Origin of the sequence: Pseudopontixanthobacter vadosimaris, from assembly GCF_012979275.1 — a bacterium.
GTDB lineage: Bacteria > Pseudomonadota > Alphaproteobacteria > Sphingomonadales > Sphingomonadaceae > Pseudopontixanthobacter > Pseudopontixanthobacter vadosimaris.
This window is the reverse complement of the sequence record NZ_JABASZ010000025.1, coordinates 286,272-308,872: the sequence shown is the minus strand read 5'-3', so window position 1 is coordinate 308,872 and position 22,601 is coordinate 286,272. Positions and strand designations below refer to the sequence as shown.

The 22,601-nt window shown below is 62.3% G+C and carries 19 protein-coding genes, 1 pseudogene and 1 riboswitch; of the genes and pseudogenes, 13 read left to right on the top strand and 7 right to left on the bottom strand.

Annotation, left to right across the window (positions count from 1 at the left end; all coding sequences use genetic code 11):
- Positions 1-524 precede the first annotated feature (524 nt).
- Entirely contained in the window at positions 525-911 is a 387-nt protein-coding gene (locus HG250_RS06565; RefSeq protein ID WP_170003916.1) for a hypothetical protein, read from the top strand.
- Between the two features lie 16 nt (positions 912-927).
- Here the strand turns inward: HG250_RS06565 and rtcA are convergent, their stop codons facing one another.
- Together rtcA and HG250_RS06555 are read right to left on the bottom strand one after the other, a co-directional pair.
- Positions 928-1,947, bottom strand: a complete 1,020-nt coding sequence (gene rtcA, locus HG250_RS06560) for an RNA 3'-terminal phosphate cyclase (RefSeq protein WP_170003914.1) — start codon at positions 1,945-1,947, stop codon at positions 928-930.
- A gap of 38 nt (positions 1,948-1,985) precedes the next feature.
- The gene (locus HG250_RS06555; protein ID WP_277348076.1) at positions 1,986-3,296 is read right to left on the bottom strand and encodes an RtcB family protein; all 1,311 of its coding nucleotides are present in this window, start codon (positions 3,294-3,296) and stop codon (positions 1,986-1,988) included.
- A 168-nt stretch (positions 3,297-3,464) separates the two neighbouring features.
- Between HG250_RS06555 and rtcR the strand changes: the two genes are divergently transcribed.
- A complete protein-coding gene (gene rtcR / locus HG250_RS06550; protein WP_170003912.1) occupies positions 3,465-5,054 on the top strand; it encodes an RNA repair transcriptional activator RtcR in 1,590 nt (529 codons plus the stop codon).
- Between the two features lie 138 nt (positions 5,055-5,192).
- Here the strand turns inward: rtcR and HG250_RS06545 are convergent, their stop codons facing one another.
- The gene (locus HG250_RS06545) at positions 5,193-5,363 is read right to left on the bottom strand and encodes a DUF1289 domain-containing protein (RefSeq protein WP_338103873.1); all 171 of its coding nucleotides are present in this window, start codon (positions 5,361-5,363) and stop codon (positions 5,193-5,195) included.
- Positions 5,364-5,404: 41 nt separating this feature from the next.
- A pseudogene (locus tag HG250_RS06540) lies at positions 5,405-5,793 on the bottom strand (acyl-CoA thioesterase); the annotation flags it as partial.
- A 193-nt stretch (positions 5,794-5,986) separates the two neighbouring features.
- A riboswitch (cobalamin riboswitch) is annotated at positions 5,987-6,195 on the bottom strand.
- Positions 6,196-6,325: 130 nt separating this feature from the next.
- Between HG250_RS06540 and HG250_RS06535 the strand changes: the two are divergent.
- The 6 genes from HG250_RS06535 to HG250_RS06510 all read left to right on the top strand — a co-directional run bounded on the left by HG250_RS06535 (position 6,326) and on the right by HG250_RS06510 (position 12,348).
- Positions 6,326-6,973 (top strand): PepSY-associated TM helix domain-containing protein, encoded by a 648-nt coding sequence (locus tag HG250_RS06535; protein WP_170003910.1) that lies wholly within the window; start codon positions 6,326-6,328, stop codon positions 6,971-6,973.
- 21 nt (positions 6,974-6,994) lie between these two features.
- Positions 6,995-7,516, top strand: coding sequence for a DUF2271 domain-containing protein (locus HG250_RS06530; RefSeq protein ID WP_170003908.1), 522 nt, complete (start codon positions 6,995-6,997; stop codon positions 7,514-7,516).
- A gap of 28 nt (positions 7,517-7,544) precedes the next feature.
- Positions 7,545-8,360, top strand: a complete 816-nt coding sequence (locus HG250_RS06525; protein WP_170003906.1) for a DUF4198 domain-containing protein — start codon at positions 7,545-7,547, stop codon at positions 8,358-8,360.
- Positions 8,357-9,358 carry an FAD:protein FMN transferase gene (locus tag HG250_RS06520; protein WP_170003904.1) on the top strand — a complete coding sequence of 334 codons (1,002 nt, stop codon included), beginning with the start codon at positions 8,357-8,359 and terminating at the stop codon, positions 9,356-9,358. Before HG250_RS06525 ends, HG250_RS06520 begins: the two co-directional genes overlap by 4 nt.
- Before the next feature lie 10 nt (positions 9,359-9,368).
- Entirely contained in the window at positions 9,369-10,052 is a 684-nt protein-coding gene (locus HG250_RS06515) for a Fe2+-dependent dioxygenase (protein WP_170003902.1), read from the top strand.
- 121 nt (positions 10,053-10,173) lie between these two features.
- Positions 10,174-12,348, top strand: coding sequence for a TonB-dependent receptor (locus HG250_RS06510; protein WP_170003900.1), 2,175 nt, complete (start codon positions 10,174-10,176; stop codon positions 12,346-12,348).
- A gap of 368 nt (positions 12,349-12,716) precedes the next feature.
- Here HG250_RS06510 and HG250_RS06505 read toward each other — a convergent pair whose 3' ends face one another.
- On the bottom strand, positions 12,717-13,493 hold the full coding sequence (locus HG250_RS06505; protein WP_170003898.1) for a DUF4145 domain-containing protein: 777 nt from the start codon (positions 13,491-13,493) through the stop codon (positions 12,717-12,719).
- A 710-nt stretch (positions 13,494-14,203) separates the two neighbouring features.
- Here HG250_RS06505 and HG250_RS06500 point away from each other — a divergent pair.
- From HG250_RS06500 to HG250_RS06485, 4 genes are all read left to right on the top strand, one after another.
- Positions 14,204-14,836: a hypothetical protein gene (locus tag HG250_RS06500; RefSeq protein WP_170003896.1), complete on the top strand. Its 633-nt coding sequence runs from the start codon at positions 14,204-14,206 to the stop codon at positions 14,834-14,836.
- Between the two features lie 28 nt (positions 14,837-14,864).
- Entirely contained in the window at positions 14,865-16,313 is a 1,449-nt protein-coding gene (locus tag HG250_RS06495; RefSeq protein ID WP_170003894.1) for an ApeA N-terminal domain 1-containing protein, read from the top strand.
- Between the two features lie 185 nt (positions 16,314-16,498).
- On the top strand, positions 16,499-18,307 hold the full coding sequence (locus HG250_RS06490; protein WP_205763539.1) for an SIR2 family protein: 1,809 nt from the start codon (positions 16,499-16,501) through the stop codon (positions 18,305-18,307).
- The gene (locus HG250_RS06485) at positions 18,304-19,740 is read left to right on the top strand and encodes an argonaute/piwi family protein (protein WP_170003892.1); all 1,437 of its coding nucleotides are present in this window, start codon (positions 18,304-18,306) and stop codon (positions 19,738-19,740) included. Before HG250_RS06490 ends, HG250_RS06485 begins: the two co-directional genes overlap by 4 nt.
- Positions 19,741-19,984: 244 nt before the next feature.
- Here the strand turns inward: HG250_RS06485 and HG250_RS06480 are convergent, their stop codons facing one another.
- Positions 19,985-20,800, bottom strand: a complete 816-nt coding sequence (locus tag HG250_RS06480; protein ID WP_170003890.1) for a tyrosine-type recombinase/integrase — start codon at positions 20,798-20,800, stop codon at positions 19,985-19,987.
- Between the two features lie 556 nt (positions 20,801-21,356).
- Here HG250_RS06480 and HG250_RS06475 point away from each other — a divergent pair.
- On the top strand, positions 21,357-21,881 hold the full coding sequence (locus tag HG250_RS06475; protein ID WP_170003888.1) for a ComEA family DNA-binding protein: 525 nt from the start codon (positions 21,357-21,359) through the stop codon (positions 21,879-21,881).
- On the opposite strand, the gene HG250_RS06470 is transcribed toward HG250_RS06475, so the two are convergent.
- A complete protein-coding gene (locus HG250_RS06470; RefSeq protein WP_240956939.1) occupies positions 21,866-22,453 on the bottom strand; it encodes a ferric reductase-like transmembrane domain-containing protein in 588 nt (195 codons plus the stop codon). The genes HG250_RS06475 and HG250_RS06470 overlap by 16 nt on opposite strands.
- Positions 22,454-22,601: the final 148 nt, after the last annotated feature.

Below are 22,601 nucleotides of genomic sequence, written 5' to 3'. Positions count from 1 at the left end.
GGTAGCAGTGGGCCGATCAAAGCCCACTCGTCACCCGACACACCAACCCGCTCACCCAATGCTGCCTCCAAAAGGTAGCCTTGAATCAGCGGTCGAGTCTCAGGTCAAGCTTTGTCCACGAAGCCTAATTTATGTCCCGCGCAACTCTACGCTCCTGCTGAGGCAGTTGCGTGAAAGGGCGTTCGAGGTCGTAATGGAACAGCTACTCCATCCACACCCATACATGTCGGTCTCGCGCGCCCTGCGAGGCTTACATGAAAAAATCTGTAATCCGGTCGGCGCCAGCGCCGAAAGGTTGTCCTGCTCCCGCCAAAGCTGCGAATAGGCTCAAGTGTAAGGTCTTCGGTCCGCCGACGTGGCCGGAAGCCGTTGCGGCAGCGTCAAGCAATCCCGCGGTCCTACGCCGAGCGAACTATCTCGCTTCTGAGTATGGGGTCGAGGCAAGCGACCTCCTGCAGGCCGCATGTTGTCGAGCCTTGTCGTATCCACCGCCGTGCTCTGCACGGGTTCGCCTGATGAACTGCATGCGATCAATCGCATGGACGATGTGGCGAGACCGGCGAACTAATTACACATCGCCAAGTGAGCCCAACAAGGAGGAGTATGCGCTCTTCAGCAGGGTTTTAAGCCCCAACGAAGAGGCTCAACGATCGTGGGCCAACCGGGTCGTTCTCTACGGACTCGCAGCAATCGCGGGCAATGACAATGAAGTTGGGCAGTTTATCGACGTGACCTGCGACGGATATCGCGGACAGAAGGCTCAAACACGTCTCGGCTTGTCTCAGAAACAGTTCCAGACTGTAAAACGCCGGGCTCAGCGCAAAATCCGTAAGCACTTCCAGCCCTATATGCGTAACGGCAAGCTCGAACTGGACTGGTTTCTCAGCGCACGAGGATACGAAACCGACTAGCTCGGCTCCTGAGGGCTTACACCAGCGACACGAGCGTGCCTTTGTGGCCGGCATCCTCGAACCTCGTGGTGCGCCCGGTAAACTTGGCGATGATATCCGCAGCGGTGCGAGTGTGCTGGCTAACCTTCACGCTCGTAAAGGCGCCGCCCCCGGCCACCGCCATCGGCAGCAGCAGCTGGTCCTGCAGATACGGTCCGGCAAAAGCACCGGAAGCCTCGTAGCCGGCCATCCGCTTGCCGGCCGTGGTTCCGATCCGCTCCGCCGACAAGCCAAGCTTGCCGAACCCTGACACCACTTCAGTCGCGTGCTCGTAAGCCGCATCCAACGTTAGCGCCACGCCTGGCCCCTGGTCGGCGGGCAGATCGCGAATGGCGATCATCGCTTCCTCCCATTCGGGCAGCGCCTTCAGCGCAGATTTGCGGATGCGCTGCGCTACCTTGCCATCGCCGAGCGACGCATGGATTACCATGCCAGAGCGCTCGCGCAATTCTCCGCGCTCGACGCATTCGATCCTGCGAAGCGGTGAAGGGTCGATGTCGATTTCAATCCGACCGCCCCCACGCGGGAAGAAACCGTACCGCTTAATGCGGGCCGAGACGTGCGGGCCCATCCGCTCGAAGATGGGCAGGAAACACTTTGTGATGAAGTCGAACGGCGGCGCCATGCTGGCGTGCGTGCCGCCCTCGATGACCAGATGCGACGGCTTGTCCGCCAGCGCGAGCGGAACAAGCACCGTCTGCAGGACCAGCGCGGTCGAACCGGCGGTGCCAACGGCGAAGCGGTAGTCGCCCGGCGTCACCGCCCCCAGCTTGAAGACGATGCGGTTTGAGCCAAGCTGCAACCCCTCGCAATCGACCCCGCCAATGGCGCAGGCCGCCTCGATCGCGGTCAGGTGCTGGCGCATCAAACCGGGCTGGTCGCGGCCCGCGCGGATCTTCTCGATGGTGAAAGGCTCGCCTGTGACGAGCGACAGCGCACAGGCGTTGCGCAGCACCTGCCCGCCGCCTTCGCCTTCGGAGCCGTCGATTGTTATCATAGCGCGTTCCTGGATAATCGGATGGCGGCGTGAAGGGATTATCCCTTCACGCACACCACCTGCTTCAACGTGTGGACGACTTCGACCAGATCGGCCTGCGCGGCCATGACCTTTTCGATCGGCTTATAAGCCCGGGGCGTCTCGTCGATCACCCCTTCGTCCTTGCGGCATTCGACCCCGGCCGTGTCGGCGATGTGCTCTGCGAGCGAGACCTCCTTCTTGGCTTGGGTCCGGCTCATCACCCGGCCAGCGCCGTGCGAGCAGCTGTCGAAGCTGTCCGCGTTGCCGAGGCCGCGCACGATGAAGCTCTTCGCGCCCATCGATCCGGGGATGATGCCCATCGTTCCCTTCGCCGCGCGCACCGCGCCCTTGCGGGTGACTAGCACGTTCTCGCCGAAGTGATTCTCGCGCGTCACGTAGTTGTGATGGCAGTTCACCGCCTCGCATTCCGCCGTGAAAGGCTTGGCGATCTGACCGCGCAGCGCGGCGATCGTGTGGGTCATCATCACGTGCCGGTTGAGCTTGGCGAAGTCCTGCGCCCATTCGACTGCTTCGACGTAATCGTCGAAATGGTCGGTCCCTTCAGGGAAGTAGGCAAGGTCCTCGTCGGGCAGGTTGATATGCCACTTGCGCATATCTTCCTTCGCCAGTTCGATGAAATAGCGCCCGATCACGTTGCCCACTCCGCGGCTGCCCGAATGCAACATCACCCACACGCGCTGCTCCTCATCGAGGCACAGTTCGATGAAGTGATTGCCCGTCCCAAGCGTGCCGAGATGCACGAGGTGGTTGGCGCGCTCCAGCTTGGAATACTTTGCCACGATCCTATCGAACCGGTGAACGAGCGTCGCCCAGGCCTCGACCGTCTCCGACGGCGGATCGCCCCAAGCACCCTTGTCGCGTCCGCCGCGTCCCGATGACCTTCCATGCGGCACGGCCTTCTCAATAGCCGAGCGGATGCCTTCGAGATGGTCGGGCAGATCGCTCGCCATCAGCGAAGTGCGCGCGGCCATCATGCCGCAGCCGATGTCCACTCCGACCGCGGCCGGAATGACCGCGCCCTTTGTCGGGATGACCGAGCCGACAGTCGCCCCGATGCCCACGTGGACATCGGGCATGGCAGCGATGTGCTTGAAGATGAAAGGCATTTTCGCCGCCCGACCGAGTTGATCGCGCGCCTTGTCGTCCACAGGAACGCCGCGCGTCCACATCTTGATCGGCGCGCCGCCGTCCACTTGCTGAAGTTCGTAGCCCGTCTGAGTCATGGTCATAATCCTTGTCTTCCAGCCTTTGGGGTGGCCGGCCCATTCCGGCCACCCCGGCGTCGTCGTTGCCGGGCGTTCGACCAACCCGACAGTCTTTGCTTTGCAGGCGGCGTGCCAAACTGAAGCGGGCAGAGGAAAAATTTGCAGAACGTTGAGATCGTTGGGGTTTTGATGGGAGCGACATCCATGCTTGGATGCAAAAATATCTGCTAGTCTATAGCATCATATCGCAGTTTATCCTATGGGATAAGAATGCGGCAGACAACGGTCATCGGATTTCTCGGGTCGACATTGGATGCAAGCAAGCGCGATGGATCGCGATGGAACAAGTGGCGTCCGACGGTAGGCCTCTGCATGCAACCCGATTTGCGGGTGGACCGGCTGATCCTGCTTCACGGTCGTCAGCACGAGGGGCTGGCGCGCTTCATCGCTGACGACATCGCGGGTGTCTCGCCGGAGACGAGCGTCGAACCGCGCGTAATGAACTTCGACGACGCGTGGGACTTCGAGGAAGTCTACACCGAGCTTCTCGACTTTGCGCAGGGCTTCGCGTTTGACCCCGAGGATGAAGACTACCTCGTCCACATCACTACGGGCACCCACGTCGCGCAGATCTGTATGTTCCTGCTGACCGAGGCCCGGTTCATTCCGGGCAAGCTGTTGCAGACGCAGCCGAAGCGCGGCGCGCCCGATCCCTCCGGTGTGTGGAACGCGATCGATCTCGACCTCTCCCGGTACGACACCATCGCGCAGCGCTTTGCCGAAGGGAGCCGGGCAAGCACATCATTCCTCAAAGGCGGTATCGAGACGCGCAACGCGGCCTTCAACACGATGATCGACGAGATTGAACAGGTTGCGACGCGCTCTTCCGCTCCGCTGCTGCTGATGGGACCTACCGGCGCCGGCAAGAGCGCGCTCGCCCGCCGGATCTACGAACTCAAGGTCGAGCGCCACCGCCTCTCCGGTCCGTTCGTCGAGGTCAACTGCGCGACATTGAAAGGCGACACCGCAATGGCCGCTCTGTTCGGCCACACCAGGGGCGCCTTCACCGGAGCGGTCGCCGAACGCGCTGGCCTGCTCCGCAGCGCCGACAAGGGCATGCTGTTTCTAGACGAGATCGGGGAACTCAGCCTCGACGAGCAGGCGATGATCCTGCGCGCAGTGGAGGACAAGCGCTTCCTGCCTGTGGGATCGGACAAGGAAGTGGCCAGCGATTTCCAGCTGATCGCCGGCACCAACCGCGACCTCGTCGCTGAGGTTGGCGTGGGCCGATTCCGCGAAGACCTGTTCGCCCGGCTCAACCTGTGGACCTTCGCTCTTCCCGGGCTTGCGGAGCGCAATGAGGATATCGAGCCCAACCTCGATTACGAATTGGAACGCTTCGCCAAGGCGGAAGACCTGCGCGTCACTTTCAACGCCGAGGCGCGTCGGGCTTACCTCGCCTTTGCGAGAAGCAATTCGGCGACCTGGAACGGCAACTTCCGCGACCTGTCGGCCAGCATCACCCGCATGGCGACGCTCAGCCCGGACGGACGGATCGACGCGGCTACGGTCACCGCGGAAATCGCACGGCTGGGGCGCCTTTGGCATGGCGAAGGAGAGCGGACTGGTGGCAGTTTGCTTGCCGAAGTCCTCCCGGCCGATGCCATCGCCCGGATCGACCCCTTTGACCAGGAGCAGCTAACACACGTTGTCTCGGTTTGCCGTCGAAGCGCGTCGTTGTCGGCTGCGGGCCGAGAACTGTTTGCGGTTTCGCGCGGTAAGCGCAAGTCGACGAACGATGCCGATCGTCTGCGTAAATATCTGGCGCGTTTCGGGCTTACATGGGACGATGTCGGCTAGTGGGCCGCTTGCGGAATGTCCGTTATTGGTGGTCAAGGCAATCTAAGCGGACGTTTGAGGAAGAGGCTGACATTGGTTGCCCTAGACACTACAGCCGCCACGCAAGAAGTTGCTCAAACAACCAATTGGCGATCTACCTCATATCTCGAAGTGCACGCCCGCGCTCGATGTTACTCCCGCCCTTCGTTCGCCTGCCATCCGAACAATCGTTCGTTTCTCTTCCTCGCTGGCAGTCGCCCATCCGGCGATCTCTGCGAGCAACCTCCCGCAGCCCGTGCACCAGCGCTCGTCCGGGTCGAGACGACAAATCTTGATGCAGGGAGATGCGGCTTCCTTCCTGGTTTTCCAGCCGCCGACAAGGCTCGGACCGCGCGGGGTCGCCGATCCTGATTGAAGGCCACGAATGTGAAGCGAGCCTTGGTGACCAGATAGGCTTCGTCGGTGTGTCAATCCCGTCGCCAGGTTTCGGCACCGACGGTCATGGAACTTCGCCCTACCTTCTCCAGGTTGGCGAACACCGACACCTCATCGCTCACGAATACCGGTCGATGGAAGGTCATGCCGTCCACCGCGATGGCCCCGGCGCGCGCCCGGAATGGCGCGAAGCCACCACCGATGCGGCGAGATCCATCTGCGCGATCAGCCAACCTCCGAAGATGTCGCCACAGACATTGGTGTCGGCGCAAACAGCGGTAACCCTGATCGTTGCATTGCCCGATGGCATCGTTTCCTCTCTCATACCGCCGTCTCCAAGCGCGCGCGACAGGCATAGATGAGCGTAGGCACGCGTCGGTTTCGATACGAAATACTGGAATTCATTAGTCTTCAATCCCGAGAATGGACGGGATCTTCGACCAGACGCCGTGCGCGCTCGCGGGTCCGCAACCCCGGCCCTGAGCGAACAAGCGACCGGACCGGCCACCCGGCCGGTGGACGTTATTGTGTCGAAGGCAGATCTCTGGGCTTGCGGGTCGGGTCGGTGCGAGCGGTCCGCCTTCCCGGAGAGCGTCTCTAGTGACTTCGATTGATCGTCGCTCGCCGCTAACAGTTGCGGGGGCAGCGCCGGTTTACCACCGGCTTCCCGTCTTAACCCCTCCGGATCCATAGGCTTCGCAAGAGAACCTTGACCACACAGCGGTCGGCCAATCCGGCAGCGACGTCAAGTGGAACACGAGATCGGCGCCCGCTGTCCGATAATTCCGAAAGTATGTTATTGACACTCATTCGCAATTGAACCTATCCGCAACAATCGCTTTCCGATCGGCTTTCATGTGAGCTCTCCCGTCGCACTTTCATCACCATCCAAGACGAAGGCTCGTGCATCTGTGTCACCGTTCTGGAAGCGCCAGTTCCATACCTGGCACTGGATGAGCAGCGCAATCTGCCTCGTCGGGATGATCCTGTTCGCGATCACCGGTGTCACGTTGAATCATGCGGGTGCGATCGAAGCCGATCCGAAAACGCAAACTCTCGAAGCAATCCTGCCAGCGGGCCTCCTGACGGAATTGCGCGCCGAGCCGAGAGGCGTCCCGAAGGGCGCTGCCAAGGTTTGGCTGGAGAGCGAATTCGACATCGAGCTCGATGGACGTCGTGTTGAATGGTCGGATAGCGAACTCTACATTGCGCTACCGCGCGCAGGCGGCGATGGCTGGATCGCGGTCGACCTCGCGTCCGGCGAGGCGGTATTCGAAGACACCGACCGCGGCGCGATTGCGTTTCTCAATGATCTGCACAAGGGTCGGGATACCGGAACCGCATGGTCGTGGTTCATCGATATTTTCGCGGTCGCCTGCGTGATATTCTGCGTGACCGGATTACTGCTGCTTCAGATCCATGCACGCAAGCGGCGGTCGACTTGGCCGATCGTGGGTGCCGGGTTCGTCATTCCGCTCTGCCTGACCCTTTTTCTGATGCACTGACCTCACGAAGGACGACTGCCGATGCGTATAATCGCCCGTATTTCCCTGCCCCTCACCGCCGTAGCGGTGGCTGCTCCCGTTTCGGCTGGAGACTTGCAGGTCCAGTTCGAAATCCCGCGCCTTCGCGTGGCCGAATATCACAACCCCTATGTCGCAGTCTGGCTCGAGGATGCGAACGGCAAGGCCGTCGCCAATCTCGACGTGTGGTACGATACCGACCTGCGCGGCGACGATCCGCGCAAATGGCTTCCCGACATGCGGACCTGGTGGCGGCGCATCGGGCGCAGCAGCACGATGCCCGCCAACGGCATCAGCGGCCCGACCCAGCCGCCCGGCCGCTATTCGCTGCGGTTCAGCGAAGGCAGCCGCCCGCTGCCCCGTCTCGCCGCCGGGTCTTACGTCCTCAAAGTCGAGGCGGCGCGCGAGGTTGGTGGCCGCGAGCTCGTCAGCATCCCGTTCCAATGGCCCCCGGCCAAACCGATGACCGGCACGAAATTGGGATCGAAAGAACTCGGCGCCGTCCGCCTCTCGATTAAGCCCTGACCCTCTCAATTCAAGGATGGCTTCGACCATGTTCGCCAAACCTTCGCTGATTGCCGCGAGCCTCGCGCTCGGCCTTTCCACGCTCGTTCCCACGGCCGCAGAGGCGCATCGCCGGTGGCTGCTGCCGTCCAGCACCGTGATGGCGGGCGAGGAAGAGACCATCACTGTGGATGCAGCAGCGTCGAACGGTCTGTTTATTTTCGAGCACCGGCCGCTCGGTCTCGACGATCTGTCGGTCACCGGGCCGGACGGCCAGATCGTGGAGCCGGTCGTGATTGGCAGCGGGGCCTATCGCAGCGTGTTCGACGTGAAGCTGGCGCAGCAGGGGACCTATCGGATCGCTATCGCCAGCGAGGGCATGATGGGCTCCTACGACCTCGATGGCGAACGTCGACGCTGGCGGGGCAGCCGCGAGGACATGGCGAGCGGCATACCCGAAGGCGCGACGAATGTGTCGGTCAGCGAGAATGCCGCTCGCACGGAGACCTTCGTTACGCTTGGCGCGCCGAATGAAACCGCCTTGTCACCGACCAATGTGGGGCTCGAAATGATACCCGTGACTCACCCCAACGATCTGATCGCGGGTGAGACGGCACGGATGCGGTTCCTGGTGGATGGTGCTCCCGCTGCCGGACTGGAGATCGAATTCGTTGCAGGCGGCACGCGCTATCGCGACGAGCCGGGCATCCGCACGCTGACCACCGATGCGGAGGGGATGGTCACCTTGGATGCCGCGCAACCTGGTCTCTATTATCTCGAGGCATCGGCGGGCCGCGGCGAATACGAGGACGGGCCGGATCGCCGCCTGTCCTACACCGCCGTGCTCGAGTTCATGCCGCTTTGAGCGCAGCGCCGGCCAGATCGGCGGTGGACGATGTGTTCGACCTTCTTCTGCCGCCGGACATTCCCGCGCACGCGCCGGTTCCCCACTCTGCGCAGCCACTCTCACTGTCGGGCAGAACCATGGGGACCGGCTGGTCACTTGAAGCGATCGCCCCTCGATCCGTGTCGTCGGTCCGGGTCGAGGCCGTGCTCGCACGATGCTTTTCCTGCGTCATCGACCAGATGAGCCAGTGGGAAAGCGATTCGCAGATCAGCCGCTACAACAGTGGCGCTGCCGGCACCCGGCACGGTATCGGCCCGCAATTCCGGCAAGTGCTCGATTGCGCGTTCGCAATTCAGAAGGCGAGCAACGGCGCCTTCGATCCCCTGCTGGGACCAACGAGTTGCGCTTGGGGGTTCGGCGCCGAGACCGTCGACGACCCGTCCGAAGCGCTCGCATCCCTATCGCGCTCCGATGGGACAAGCATTCTGACCGACGATCCGGCGATATTGCTTCAGCCGGGCGGCGCGGCGCTCGATCTGTCGGGAATCGCCAAGGGCTTTGCCGTCGATCTAGCGCTGGCGAGCCTCGATCAGCTTGGCATCGCTCATGCGCTGCTCGACATCGGCGGGGAATTGAAGGCGATCGGGCTGCGTGGCGACGGCCTTCCATGGTGGGTCGACCTGGCGCGGCCGCCCTTATCCGCAGCGCCTGCCACCCGTATCGGCCTCAGCGGCTGGGCAGTCGCCACGTCCGGCCACTGGGAGCGGAGGCGCCATGCGCATGGCCGTTCGTGGTCGCATACCTTTGATCCGGTCACCAACAAGCCGGTCAACGACACCTTGTCTGCAACGGTGCTGCATCCCGGTTGCATGCAGGCCGATGCGCTGGCGACCGCGCTGATCGTGATGGGTATGGAGGAAGGCATCCGCTTCACCGATCGTCACAAACTGCCCGCGCGAATCGTTGGCCCTGACCGTCTCGCCGAGAGCGCGGCTTGGCGAGCATGGAAGGCGTGAGAGACCAGCCATGATGCTTAAGATCGAGAACGTGCTTTCAGCAGACGGCGTCGCGCAACTACGAGCGATCATCGACGGGGGCGATTGGATCGATGGGAACGAGACCTCTGGCCATCAATCCCGCACCGCCAAGCGCAACCGGCAATTGCGACAGGGCAGCGACACCGCACACGAAGCAGGCCGCCTCGTGCTCGATGCTCTGGGACAGACGCCCGAATTCGTGGCGGGTGCGCTCCCGCTCAAGGTCTTTCCGCCACTGTTCAACCGCTACGAAGGGGGCGAGACCTTCGGCGATCATGTCGACAATTCGATCCGGCGCCTCGAAGGAACCGATTTCCGCATCCGCAGCGATTTGTCCGCCACCCTCTTCCTATCCGAACCCGGCAGTTACGATGGCGGGGAATTAGTGGTGAAGGATCTATTCGGCGAACACCGCGTCAAATTGCCTGCGGGCGATCTGGTGCTTTACCCCGCATCGAGCGTGCATCGCGTGGAACCCGTCACGCGAGGGGCCCGTGTCGCGAGCTTCTTCTGGTTGCAGAGCATGGTCCGCGATCCCACGCAGCGCGAACAGCTCTATCGCCTCGACAGGGCCGTTCGCGTCCTGTCGGCCGATCGTGGGCCGGAGGACGAGGCCGTTCTCGAACTGACGAACCTCTACCACAATCTGATGCGCAGCTGGGCCGACGCCTGACTGCGCCGCAAGCAACGCGACACGCTCGCGCTCTTGTAAATGAGAATAGTTATCATTCTCATTGACGCGCCCTTCTTCCTTGTCCATTGGCCGCGCAAACATTGGACAGGGAACACATATAATGACGACCAGTCGCCGCTCATCCGTATCCAGGCCCGCCTCCTATCTCGCTCTGGGTTGCGTCGGTTTCATCGCCAGCGCGCCTGCGCTTGCGGAAAGCACCGCGGCGGACGCCTCGGCCCAGCCCACCGACATCATCGTGACCGGACAGCGCGCCGACGAACTGCGCATCGAGGAAAGCACCGCGCCGATCCTCGACACGCCGCGCATCGTGAACGTCGTCACGGAAGAAACGCTCGAGCAGACCGCGTCCTATTCCTTTGAGGAAGCGCTGCGCACCGTTCCGGGGATCACTCTGGGCGCGGGCGAAGGCGGCACGTCGGCGTCCGACATTCCGTTGATCCGCGGCGTCGATGCGACCGGTGACGTATTCGTCGACGGCGCGCGCGATATTGCGGTGCAGACGCGCGAGACCTTCGCGGTCGAGCAGATCGAGATCTTCAAAGGGCCGAGCGGTGCCTTCGGCGGGCGCGGCGCGGCTGCGGGCGGCATCAACATCGTCAGCAAGACCGCGCGGGCAGGCGATTTCATCTCCGCGACCGGCACGATCGGCACGTCGGACCTTTACCGGGCGACCGTGGACGTGAACCAGCAGCTGGACGACAAGCTGGCCGTCCGCCTAGTCGGCCTGTTCCACGATTCAAACACGCCGGGCCGCGACGCTGTCTACGACGATCGCTGGGGTGTCTCGCCATCGATCGCCTTCGGTGTCGGCGGGCCCACCGTGATGAGCCTGACCCATTATCATTTCGAAAGCGAACAGCTTCCCGATTACGGGATTCCCCTCACCTCGCGCGGTCAACTGCCCGGCGGCATCCGCCAGCCGGCGGAGGTCGATTTCGACAATTTCTACGGATTGCTGGCGCGCGATTTCCAAGACACGCGCATCGATGCAACCACCTTCCAGTTCGATCACGACATGGGCAATGGCTGGAACGCGTCCGCTCTGCTGCGATATTCGGATTCGGACATGACCTATATCGTCACCAATCCCGACGACAGTGCAGGCAATGTGCAGAACGGATTGGTCTGGCGCGCAACCAAAAGTCGTGATTCCAACACCGAAACCATGGCGGCCAATGCGAATATCTCGGGCGAGTTCGCAACCGGATCGCTGCGTCACAGCCTGTCCGTGGGTGCCGAATACAGCTGGGCCGACACCTATAATCTGAATTTCTCCGTCGACACCGGCAACCGCGCCTGCCCGCCTTCGGCGGTCGCCGCGTTCAACTGCACCGACCTGCAAAATCCTGATCCGACCGATCCGTGGAGCGGAGCGATCACGGCGGCTACCACTCCCGGCCTCGCCCAGGCCGAGGATATCAGTGTCTATCTGTTCGATTCCATCACCGTGGTCCCACAGCTAATCCTGAACGGCGGCGTGCGCTACACCGATTACCGCGCGAGCGGCTCGGGAGCAGGGCGCGGCGGGCCGTTCAGCGGCGAGCTTCAGACCGATTTCGTGACCTATCAGGCCGGGCTCGTCTTCAAGCCCGCTCCCTCGGTCAGCGTCTATGCGTCCTACGCCAATGCCAAGAATCCTCCCGGCACCGATGTCGGCGCGGGATCGGGCAATATCGCGATCAACAACGACACCTACGCACCTCAGGAAACCGAGAATTACGAGATCGGCGCCAAGGCCGAACTGTTCGGCGGCGCGATGCAGATTTCGGCGGCGGCCTTTCAGGTGGACCGCGGAAACATCATCGACACCGATATTCTGGGCGATGTGGTCGAGATCATCGATTCGGCGCGCATACGCGGGTTCGAACTCGGCGTCACCGGGACCGCAGGCCCGGTCTCGCTGTTCGGCGGCTACACCTATATCGACAGCGACCTGCGCGACGACACGGCGAACGAAGGCAACAGCCTGCCGAACACGCCCGAACACAATTTGTCGCTTACGGCCGCCATCGAGGTCAGCGATCGCTTCAGCTTCGGCGGAGGTGCCTATGCCCAGTCCGAACGGTTCGCCGATACCGCCAATCTGATCTCATCGGACGGATATATCCGGTTCGATGCCTATGCCGCCTACGCTTTCAATGACGATGTCGGGCTTCGCCTGAACGTGAAGAATATTGGCGACGAACGCTACGTCACGAAACTGCGCAATCCGCATTTCGCCGTACCCGGACAGGGCAGGCAGGCGATCCTTTCCGTCGCGTTCCGGTATTGAGCGCGAGGGGGACAAGCGCAATCGCCGATTTCATAGCATCAGCGCTTGAACTTCGGCGGACTCTCGAGTGACTGCTTTCGGAATCTCGAAAGCAGTCTAAAGATGACGATGAGGAAGGAGCGATGCGGACCGGCAGAAAGTGGGCCGCTTGCTGACTGTTCGGTTCTGGCGCATCGGGGGCTAAAGCGGACGTTCGGCTTCCGCACCCCAATCAGCCGTTCAGGGCCGCGCGGCCACTCGCCGGTGGCGGCTGCCCATCCATCGCCTATGACAGCAACTTCACGGTCATATCCGACCACCTCGCCGCGCTACCGCCCGCTTGGGATCAGGACAAACACCGATCCGGCGAACCTGAGGTAGACGCGCCCTTACGGCTGGGCTTTCTTACCCTTCAATTTGTCGGCCATCGCGTTAATCGTTTTGGTGTCGTAGATGCCGGTCAAAACGAATTCGAGCACGTTGACGGCATCGAACAGATCGTCGTCGTCGACGTCATCGCCGCCATGAGTTCCCAGGTTGCCGATGTTACGAAGGCCCTGCAGCTGGTTCTTGTGCGCCGAGCCGCTGGTGAATGAGTCGATCCGCTCGTGCAGGTCCATGCGGTGCATCTTCCCGGCGTTCTTGCCTTTGGTCAACAAGCGCTCCTTCGGCACGCCTTGGTCGTCCAAGAGCCGCTCGACCGCTGTGCGCAGCCGCGACACGCAGGCCGAGGTATCAGTCCAGAACATCCGGAAGGCGACCTCCAGCTGCTTCTTCACCGGTTTGGGCACGTTGTCCGAGATGCGGAAGAGCGGCGGCACCGGGAACAAAGCCTGGATCCGCAACACGTCTTGGTAGCCCCAGCTCGGCAGGCCATCTTCTAGGTCGAGATCGACCTCAACAACCTCAATGTCCCCGATCATGTTCACGAACTCGCCGCACGCAGGCTCGTCACACCGCAATGTCGCCGACCAGCGCTCGACGGCAAAGTCGGGCTCCCAGTCATCCGGGTTCTTCCCGCGCCAATCCTGAACATACTTGGGTTCTCGGACATGCAGCGTGTCCTTGACAACCTTTAGCTTGCCGGGCGTGCACTGCGGGCAAGGCAAGCCGGGGATGCTATTCTTCGGGGCGAGCCGGTGCCAAGTGGCGCGGTGTATGGGCATGAGTTGGTCCTCTTTGTTAAATCGACCCTAGAGAGACCTCGCTTCAGCCCGCAATATTTTTCGGTAGGATCGTCTCGTTGTCCATTTCGCCGACCCCGCACCGCCTTCCCGAACATGAACGCGCTGTCCGATCAGGTGACAATGCCGCCGACAGCACGAGAGTTGTCAGGTGCCACTGTTCACCAAGCTGCCGCTCGACCGGGAGGAACGGGCCCGCGCGCGACAGAATAGCATCGGCAGGCGGTCTCCTGGTCATGGCAATTCTCCCCAAGGGAAATGGTCCGGCGCCGAACAAGAGGCAATGACCCGACCCACCGAATCAGAATGCGCAAACCCCCTTTTGGAATTCCCCCATGAGGACGTGAGGACATGTGGAGGACATCGAGCACAGGGGAAACCGTACGAGGACAGTGGGGGAGCGAGATAATTTCCGCAAATCACGGTAGTTTTTTAAGAACGCTCGACATGGATTGGCGATTTCGATGCTCAGCTCAGCATGAATCTGCTCAACTCACTACCCCAGTTTGCCGGAAATCGTGCTATTAGGGGCAGCGAATTCCCGGACTCGGTCGGCGACTTTCCGCGCCGAATCGCCCATATTGCGCCGCATGGGCGATGCCGGCCCCCCTCCACCAGGGGCCATCGTGCAAAGACCTGCGGGCCGGGTGTCCAAAGCCCGGCTCGACCCCCCTCGAAGGAGCGTAAAGACTATGGCCACCTCACCCCAGGCCCGCAAGGCGATCATCGACAGCGAGAACGCACTGCGCGACACCCTCTGGCCCGACGCGAGCGAGCGGCTGTGGGCGCACAAGGTGAGCGGCGGGTTCGTCACCACCCCCAAGACCATGCCCTATGTCTGCCGCATCCTCGACGAGATGTCGAAAGACCATCCGCTTGGAGCGACCTACGAGGCACTGTGGTCCTACACCTGGGGCAACAACGCCTTCCTGCGCTTCAACAAGCCCGACGACGTGACCTTCGCGGCCGGTTTCAGCGGCCAGCGTGGCCGGCGCACCCTTCTCGAGCGCATGCGGCGCCTCCAGTTGCTCGGCTTCATCGAGACCCAACCCAATGGCAACGAACCCTTCGGCTTCATCTTCCTGCCTAACCCCCATGTCGTGCTCTTTGCCCATCACGACGGGAAGGGGCCCGCATTGCCCGATCCGGCGCCCAAGGGGCTTGGTACGCATATCGTGCCGGCAAGCTGGAACGCCTTCGTCTCGCGCGCGCTCGACCTGGGGTGCAAGGACGTCAAGGCATTGCTGAGCCCGCCGCCATCCCCAGCTCCGTCGCCCGCCCCAAAGGTCATCCGCAGGCGCGCCAAGACCGCCGGTAAGGCCTGACCCGGCTTCGGAAACGAGGAGAACGAGAATGGCCGGTACCCCGCCCGGGCTCTACGACAGTTTCACCGAGCGCGGCCTGTTCTGGCTGCCCGAGAAGCGCGACGACGAGATCGCCGGCACGCTGACCTACGATCCCGAGAAGGGCGCGGTGCTCGAGCTCCTCGGGGTCTTCGGCGAACTGCGCGACGCCTTCACACGGGCGTGCGGCGGCACGAACCGCGACGAGGAAGCGGTAATCCACGGCGTGATCACGAAAGGCAAGCCGGTGAGCCTGCTCCACGCGCACGATACCAACCGGCAGTTCCCAATGCCGGGTATCCCCCACGAGACCTGGTCGTCCAACCTGCTGGTGATCGGCGCGCATATCACCAGCGCCGACGAGGAAGCCATCTTCACCAAGTCCTACTTCCGCTTCGAGGATATCGAGACCTGGCTCGAGCACGCTCCGTTCACCCGCACGTTCGACGATGCGGCACGAAGCGTAACCGTTGTTGCCGAAACGCCCCGCGAAGTCGCCTTCGCCGCGCACGCCGATTTCGACGTCTCGTCGGTCGGCAGCCTCTACTCGAGCAACAAGCCCGCAACCCACTATACCCTCGACGTGACGAGCCAGATGGCGATCACCGCGCATGAACCCCAGTCGCTCAATTGGCACCTCGACCGCGCGGCGCGGCTCCAAGAACTCGCTTCGCTGTGCACCGGGCATTACCTGCCGCTCACCGCGTTCGAGCTGCGCGGACCTGAGGAAGAGCTGAGTCGTGGCCGGACGCGGGCGCGCGAGGTCTATTTCTACGCCCTGATGATTCACGGCGACAGCGAGCGCCCGCAGAGCACGAAGCGCCGTACCCCTATGGTGACGGGACCCGAACTGATCCGCTTCGCTCCCGACGCGGTGCAATCGTGGTTCGACCAGTTCGACGCGTTCAGCTCGGCGTTGCGGCTGTTCTTCACCATTACCGGCGAGCGCCAGATGTTCACCAATATCCGCCTCCTGCTCGCGATCCAAGCGCTCGAGGTGTTCCACCGCCGGACGAGCGGCGAGTCGGTCATGGCCGAAGATGCGTTCGAGGCCTTCTTCGAAGCCATGGTCGCGGCGATCCCGCCCGGCACTAGTCCTGCCATGCACGAGAAACTGCAGTCGCTCTATCGCTTCGCCAACGAGCCGAGCCTCAAGCAGCGGCTGCGCTCGATCGTCGCCGCGCTGACCGAAGAGTTCGGCGAGCGCCCGGGCGGGTTCGATGGAAAGTTCATCCGCAAGCTCGTCGACACACGGAACTACTACACCCACTTTTCGGAAGACCTGAGCAGGCGGACGCTCGATGGCGAAGGGATGTACTGGGCTACACGGCGCGTAGTCCTCTTACTGACGCTACTGTTTCTCCAGCGCCTCGGCCTCGCGGCGGGCGACATCAAGCCGCTCTTGAAACGGCACCGCGAGTTCGTCCAGCTCTGGACCCGGGCCGAGCGCCCGCGGTGAAAGGCGAACACCCGCCAGAGATCGCTCGGAAAGGAGCCCGACGAGGCAGTGGCACAGGCCGGCGTATTGCCGCCTTGAGCAAAGTATCCACGACAAAAATGCAAGCGATACGTGGCCCCTGCTTGTCGAAGACCGAACAGTTCACCCAATCGTCGGCGATCGTTGGACCGACCGAGTAGGAGTGGATGTCTACGCGCCCTGAACCTCGAACCGATGGCCCACCTTTCATAGGGCAGGCCGAATTCGCGCGCATATTCTGCGAGCGGCCCGCGAGCTTTGCCTGGTTCCTGGGCGCCGGCGCCTCGCATAACGCCAATCTTCCGACCGCCGAAGACATCATCACTGACCTCAAGCGGCGCTATTATTGCAGCGAGGAGGACCAGCAACTTTCGACTAAGGACCTGCAGAACGACGCGGTTCGGGCGCGAGTCGAAGCCTACATGCAGTCGCGCGGCTTTCCCGAACGCTGGTCGACAAGCGAATACACGACCTACTTCGAGACCATTTTCGGCGACGACCGTGAGCGCCAGCGCCACTACATCGCGGGCATGCTGGCGGCAGATCGTGTCCGCCTTGCTGTCGGCAATCGCGTCTTCGGCGCGATGCTGGCGACCGGCCAGTGCCGGATGGCCTTCACCACAAACTTCGATCCGGTCGTCGAAAGCGCTGTCGCCGAAGTGGCGGGCCAAGCGCTCGCTCCCTATCACCTCGAAGGCGCTGAGAACGCCGTCTTCGCGCTCAACAACGAGCAATACCCGATCTACTGCAAGCTGCACGGCGACTTCCAGTACGACAGCATTAAGAACCTGTCCGCGGACCTCGCTGCGCAGAACGCCGAACTCTCGCGCTGCATGGCGATGGGGGGCGCCCGTTTCGGCTTCGTCGTCGCGGGCTATTCAGGGCGTGACGGCAGCGTCATGGGGCTGTTCCGCTCGGTGATCGAGGCGCCCAATCCCTTCCCTCAAGGTCTCTACTGGCTGAAGATGCGTGGCTCGACCCCGCTCGACAGCGTCGCCGCTCTCATGGCTGACGCCGAGGCGGCGGGAGTACGGGCAAGTTTCGTCGAGATCGACACCTACGATACCGTCATGCTGCGGCTGTGGCGCAGCCTTCCCGACATCCCGCGCGAACTCGACGCGAAAGTGCGCAAGGGCCGGGCCGGATCGGTCCAGATCCCTGTACCCACTCCTAAAGGTGGCAAGCCGCTCCTGCGGCTGAATGGCCTGCCGATGACCGAAGTCCCGTCGTCCTGCGCGCGGGTCGACCTCACGGCGCCGACCAGCTGGAACGCGATCGCCGAGCTCAAGCGCCAGCCCGAGACAAGCGCGATCCTCACCTATGACGGCGAGGTCATGGCGTGGGGCGCTCCCGGTTCCATCGACGAGAGCTTTGGGTCGGAATTCCGCTCACAGGAAGCGATGACGTTCGATCCGGACTGGCGCACCGGTTCGCGCTTGCACGTTAAGAATTTCCTGGAAGAGGGCCTTGCCCGCGCGCTGTGCCGCGAGCGGCCGCTGCTACAGCGCCGGCAGCGTTCGGGCGCGGTGTTGATTGTCGATCGCAAGGCGCAGGACGTCGGCATCCTCGATGCGCTCCTTCGCGAAACCGGCAAGGTCACGGGCCAGGTGCCGGGCCTGTCGCTCCCCGCCACCAACGAGCACGAGGCGGTCCACAAGGTGCACTACGCCGAGGCGCTCCATATCTCGCTTGCTTACGCCGACGAGCGTCTGTGGCTTCTGCTCGCGCCCGACGTGTGGATCTGGCCCACCTTCGCCCGCCGCCACGCCACGACCTTTCTCGACAAGCGAAGGGCTAATCGCCGCAACGATAAATACGACCGGATCCTCTCGGCCTGGATCGGCATCCTGTCGGACGATGCCGGAAAGGACGTCGACCTACGCGTCTCGCCGTTCGACGGCGAGGCGGGCTATCTCAACCCGGTCTTCGGATTCTCCACAAGGACCGGCTTCGCCATGAAGCGAGGCCGCACATGACCGATCCATTGCCCGCCTATTCGATCGCGCCCGAACCAGAGCTGGTCTTCAACGGGGGCAAGACCGACCGCCATCCCTTGCGCGGCCTGATCGAACATGGCCCCTTCAGCCTGCGCTTCGGCGCGCCGTCGCTTGTGCGCTTCGCGGCGATCGCGCCGCTCGCCAATATGGCGCGGATCGACGGGCTGGTGCGCGAATTGAACGGCTCGGCGACGCCGAAGGAAGCGCCCGCCTACTATCCCGAGTACCCCGGGTTCGAGGCGCTGATGCGCACCCCGATCGCACCGATAGAAGATGCCATGCGGTTTGCGCTTCCCGACGAACTGAACCGGCTCGCTGCGACCCGCGACAAACACGGGCTCGCGCGCGCGCTGCTCAACAAAGTCAACAAGCTGCGGGCCCATCGCCACCGCTTCGATGTCGCGCTGGTTTACCTCCCGCGCGCTTGGAGCGATTGCTTCGAGGGGGAGACCTTCAACCTCCACCACTTCATCAAGGCCTTCTGCGCGCCAACCGGGATCCCCATCCAGATCCTCACCCAGGACAGCTTCGATCGTTCGTGCCGCGCCAACGTCATGTGGGGCCTCTCGGTGGCGCTCTTCACCAAGGCGCGCGGCGAACCCTGGAAGCTGACCGGGCTCGATCCATCCGAAGCCTTCATCGGCATCAGCTACGCCACCCGCCGCAAGACCGACGGCAGCGGCCAGGAATATACCACCTGTTGTAGCCAGGTCTTCGATCCCGACGGGACGGGATTCCAGTTCGTCGCCTACGACGCCAAGGAGTTTACCGAGGATCGCCGCCACAACCCCTTTTTGTCCTACTACGAGATGCAGTCGGTTCTGGCGAAGAGCCTCAATGTCTACCAGGCGGGCCATGTCGGGCGCACGCCGCGCAAGATCACGATCCACAAGAACACCGAGTTCAAGGACGAGGAAATCGAGGCTGCGCTCGACAGTTTCAACGAAGGAACCGAGGTCGAGCTTGTCCAGGTGGTGCAGTCGACCGACTGGACCGGCGTGCGTTACACGCCCGGCCGGCCGGCCCAATACGGCAATCCGGCCGAAAAGCCGCAGCCCTACAACTACCCGGTCGAGCGCGGCACCTACCTGCCAATTTCCTCCTCCGAAGCGCTCGCCTGGTCGCAGGGGAGCGTGCTCGGGGTCCAGCTCAAGAACCCGCGCTACAACGTCTACAAGGAAGGTGCGCTGAAGCCGACCCCGTTGCCGCTGCTCCTGCGCCGCTTCTCGGGCGATGGCGGGTGGCACGAAACCGTCAGCGGCATCCTCGCTCTGACGAAGATGGATTGGAACAACAACACGCTCTACAAGAAGCTGCCGGTGACGATGGTCTATTCGGGCCGCTTCGCCGAAATCATCCAGCAGAACCCGGAGCTGGTCGACCAGGTGTTCGATTTCCGCTGTTTCATGTGAGGTAGGTTCAATCGAGGTGCAACTCGCCTTTGTGGCGATGGTGAACGAAGGACTGCTTTCAGGTAATCGCTTGAAGAGCCGGGATGGCCGAGATGAGGGCGCTAAGCAGACCCTCAGCACGCGACAGCGCGCATGATCGTTGTGAGTACTTGGGGTCAGCCGTTAAGAATTAGCGGGTCGCGCGATTTGCTACTCGCTAACCTTATCCCAGTAGCATGATCCGTTTGTCGACGCAGCGCTTACGCTAGAGCCGCTTCGCCAGATCGGTGGGATCCGGATTGTAGTAGACCTTCAGCATTTGCAGGTCCTTGTGCCCGGTGATTGCGGAAAGTTCCAGAATGTTGAACTTGGGAGCCATGTTCGTGGTGGCCTCTCGCCTGCTGTCGTGGAAGTGCACGTGCGTCAGGTTCGTGGCGTTACGTGCCTTGCGGAAGATGACATCCATCGTGCCAGGCTGAACCGGGAAGATCCGCTCCCCACGCTTTCCAGGTCCTAGCAGGTTGAGCAGTTCGATGGCCTGGTTCGACAGAGGAACGTCCCTTTCATCTCCGTTCTTCGTCAGGTCAACGTGCGCATATTGTCTTTCAAAATAGATGTCGCCCCAAACCAGCGACAGGATTTCGCCCCGCCGCATGGCTGTGAGCGTCGCGAATCTGAACGCGGCGGCGGCATACTGTTCGAGGGTGACCGGCTTGGATGCCCCGTCCCAGCCTAGCTGGGTTTCGAGAGTGATGCGATCCGCCTCGCTCACCCGCTGGGTGCGGGCACGAGGCTTCCGCGGCTTCTCGATAGCGGCAACAGGGTTGGCGCTGATGCCTGCCTCCCATTCGCGCATGGCCTTCGAGAACACCGCGGAGATCAGGCACAGCTCCCGATTGACGGTTGAAGCCGACACTTCCTTGAGCCGCAAATCGCGCCAGCGCGCCAGGGAAGGGCCGTTTATCTGTGCCGCAGGCAGCTGAAACACATCGTATTCGCGTGCGAGCTTCTTCAGCCGGAGCTGTTCCCATCTTCCACCCCGCTTAAGCGGTGACACTTCATCGCTGTATCGGAGCAGCATTTCGGCGCCGGTGAACTCTGCGGAATCGATGGGCGGCCTTCCTGGCTGCACCGATCGCCCACTGAGAATGTCGGCTTCCGCTCTGGTTGCCCAGTCGAGCGCCTCGCGTTTGGTATCGAATGTCGCCGACAGCTTCTTTCCGGATCGCCGAACCTGTACCCTGTAGACCTTGCCGCGCTTTTGTATGTTTGCCATTGTCTTCTCCTTCGGCCCTTTCTGGGCACAATTCGGCGTAGGACGGCTGGCACGAATGGCACAATAGGGGGTCAGAACCGGTCAAATTTTAACAGAATTTTTGAAAAGAAATATCTGTAAATCAGTGACTTATGCGGATTACGGATGTTGGGAACAGCTTCTCGACCGCACCAGAAACCGTTTGCTGCTGAGCATATGTGAATGGCGGCGGCACAGTTCGGCACCAGCGGGTTGGCCGCGACCTTCGTATGCCGCCGGTCTCGTGAATTCTGCCTTACGAAGCGGGGGGTAAGGCACGCGAAAAATGTTCGCAATTTACCTCCAGATGGATAAAGCGGCGCATCGAAGGAGGCTTTATCTTATGCGCAAGACAATCATCGCGGCGGCATTTGTCGGCACCGCCCTTACACTTACCGCCTGTTCCGAAAGTCCGGACACCACGGCCGATCCGGCCACGGAAGGTGCATTGGCAGATACCGGTGCCGCCATGCCCGCCGCAGGCGACGAGGGGGCGAGGAGTGCAGTGCTCGACGCGAACACCGTAACCGCCGAACAACTGGCAGGCATGGACGGGGTTTCGCCGGAGCTTGCCGCGGCGATCGTCGCCAACCAGCCTTACGCCACCGCCGTGGATCTGAATGCGACACTGCTCGAGACATTGACTGCGGAACAGGCCGCCGCCGTCCGCTCCGACCTGTTCGTCCCGGTCAATCTGAACAGCGCCAGCCGCGAAGAGATCGCGCTGATTCCCGGCATGACCGACCGAATGGTGGGAGAATTCCTGGAATATCGTCCTTATGAGGACATGAATGAATTTAACCGGGAAATCGGCAAATATGTCGACGAGGAAGAGGTTGCCCGGTTCCGCAATTACGTGACTCTCTGACGGGATCGCCGCCAGAACCTGACGATCTGAAGCACCCCAAGACCGCCTATGAACACATAGGCGGTCTTGGGATCGAAGGTCGCCAGTACCCAGTGCAGGAAGGCCAGTAATGCTGCCGGATAGACCAGCCGGTGCAGCTTCTTCCATGAACGCCTGAGCGCGCGGACCGCCATGTCGTTCGATGTCACGGCGAGGGGCAGGAACAGGGCCAGAGCCAGCCAGCCCGCGAGCATGTCGGGCGATGCCGCTTCTGCGATGATTGCACCGGCATCGACCTTGCCGGTAATATAGATGATCGTGTGCCCCGCCGCGTAAGCGAAACTGGCGACGCCGAGTTCGCGCCGGTAGCGTATCAGCCATGCCGTCCAGCCACGGTGCCGGAACAGGCCGCGCAACGGAGTTGCCGCGAGCGTGGCGATCAGCAACCACACCGCCCAGTCGCCGGTGTCGCCGATCGCGTGGCCATAGCCATAGATTTCCGGCTGCGCTGCCCAGCGAAACAATATCGACATCCCGGGCAGCGCCAGCACCAGCCAGACCACCGATCGCAGAACGCCGATATTCTTCATCATCCCCCGCCCGATGCCGCTTCGGATGTGCGGCGCACGAGCGCCTGCCCGTGACCGGACCTGTTTGCAAGTCGCTTGAAACCACCCGCGAAAAGATCAGTCATGATCCCGTGGCGGGCGGCCGGTTCCGATCGGGGCAGGGCTGGACGCT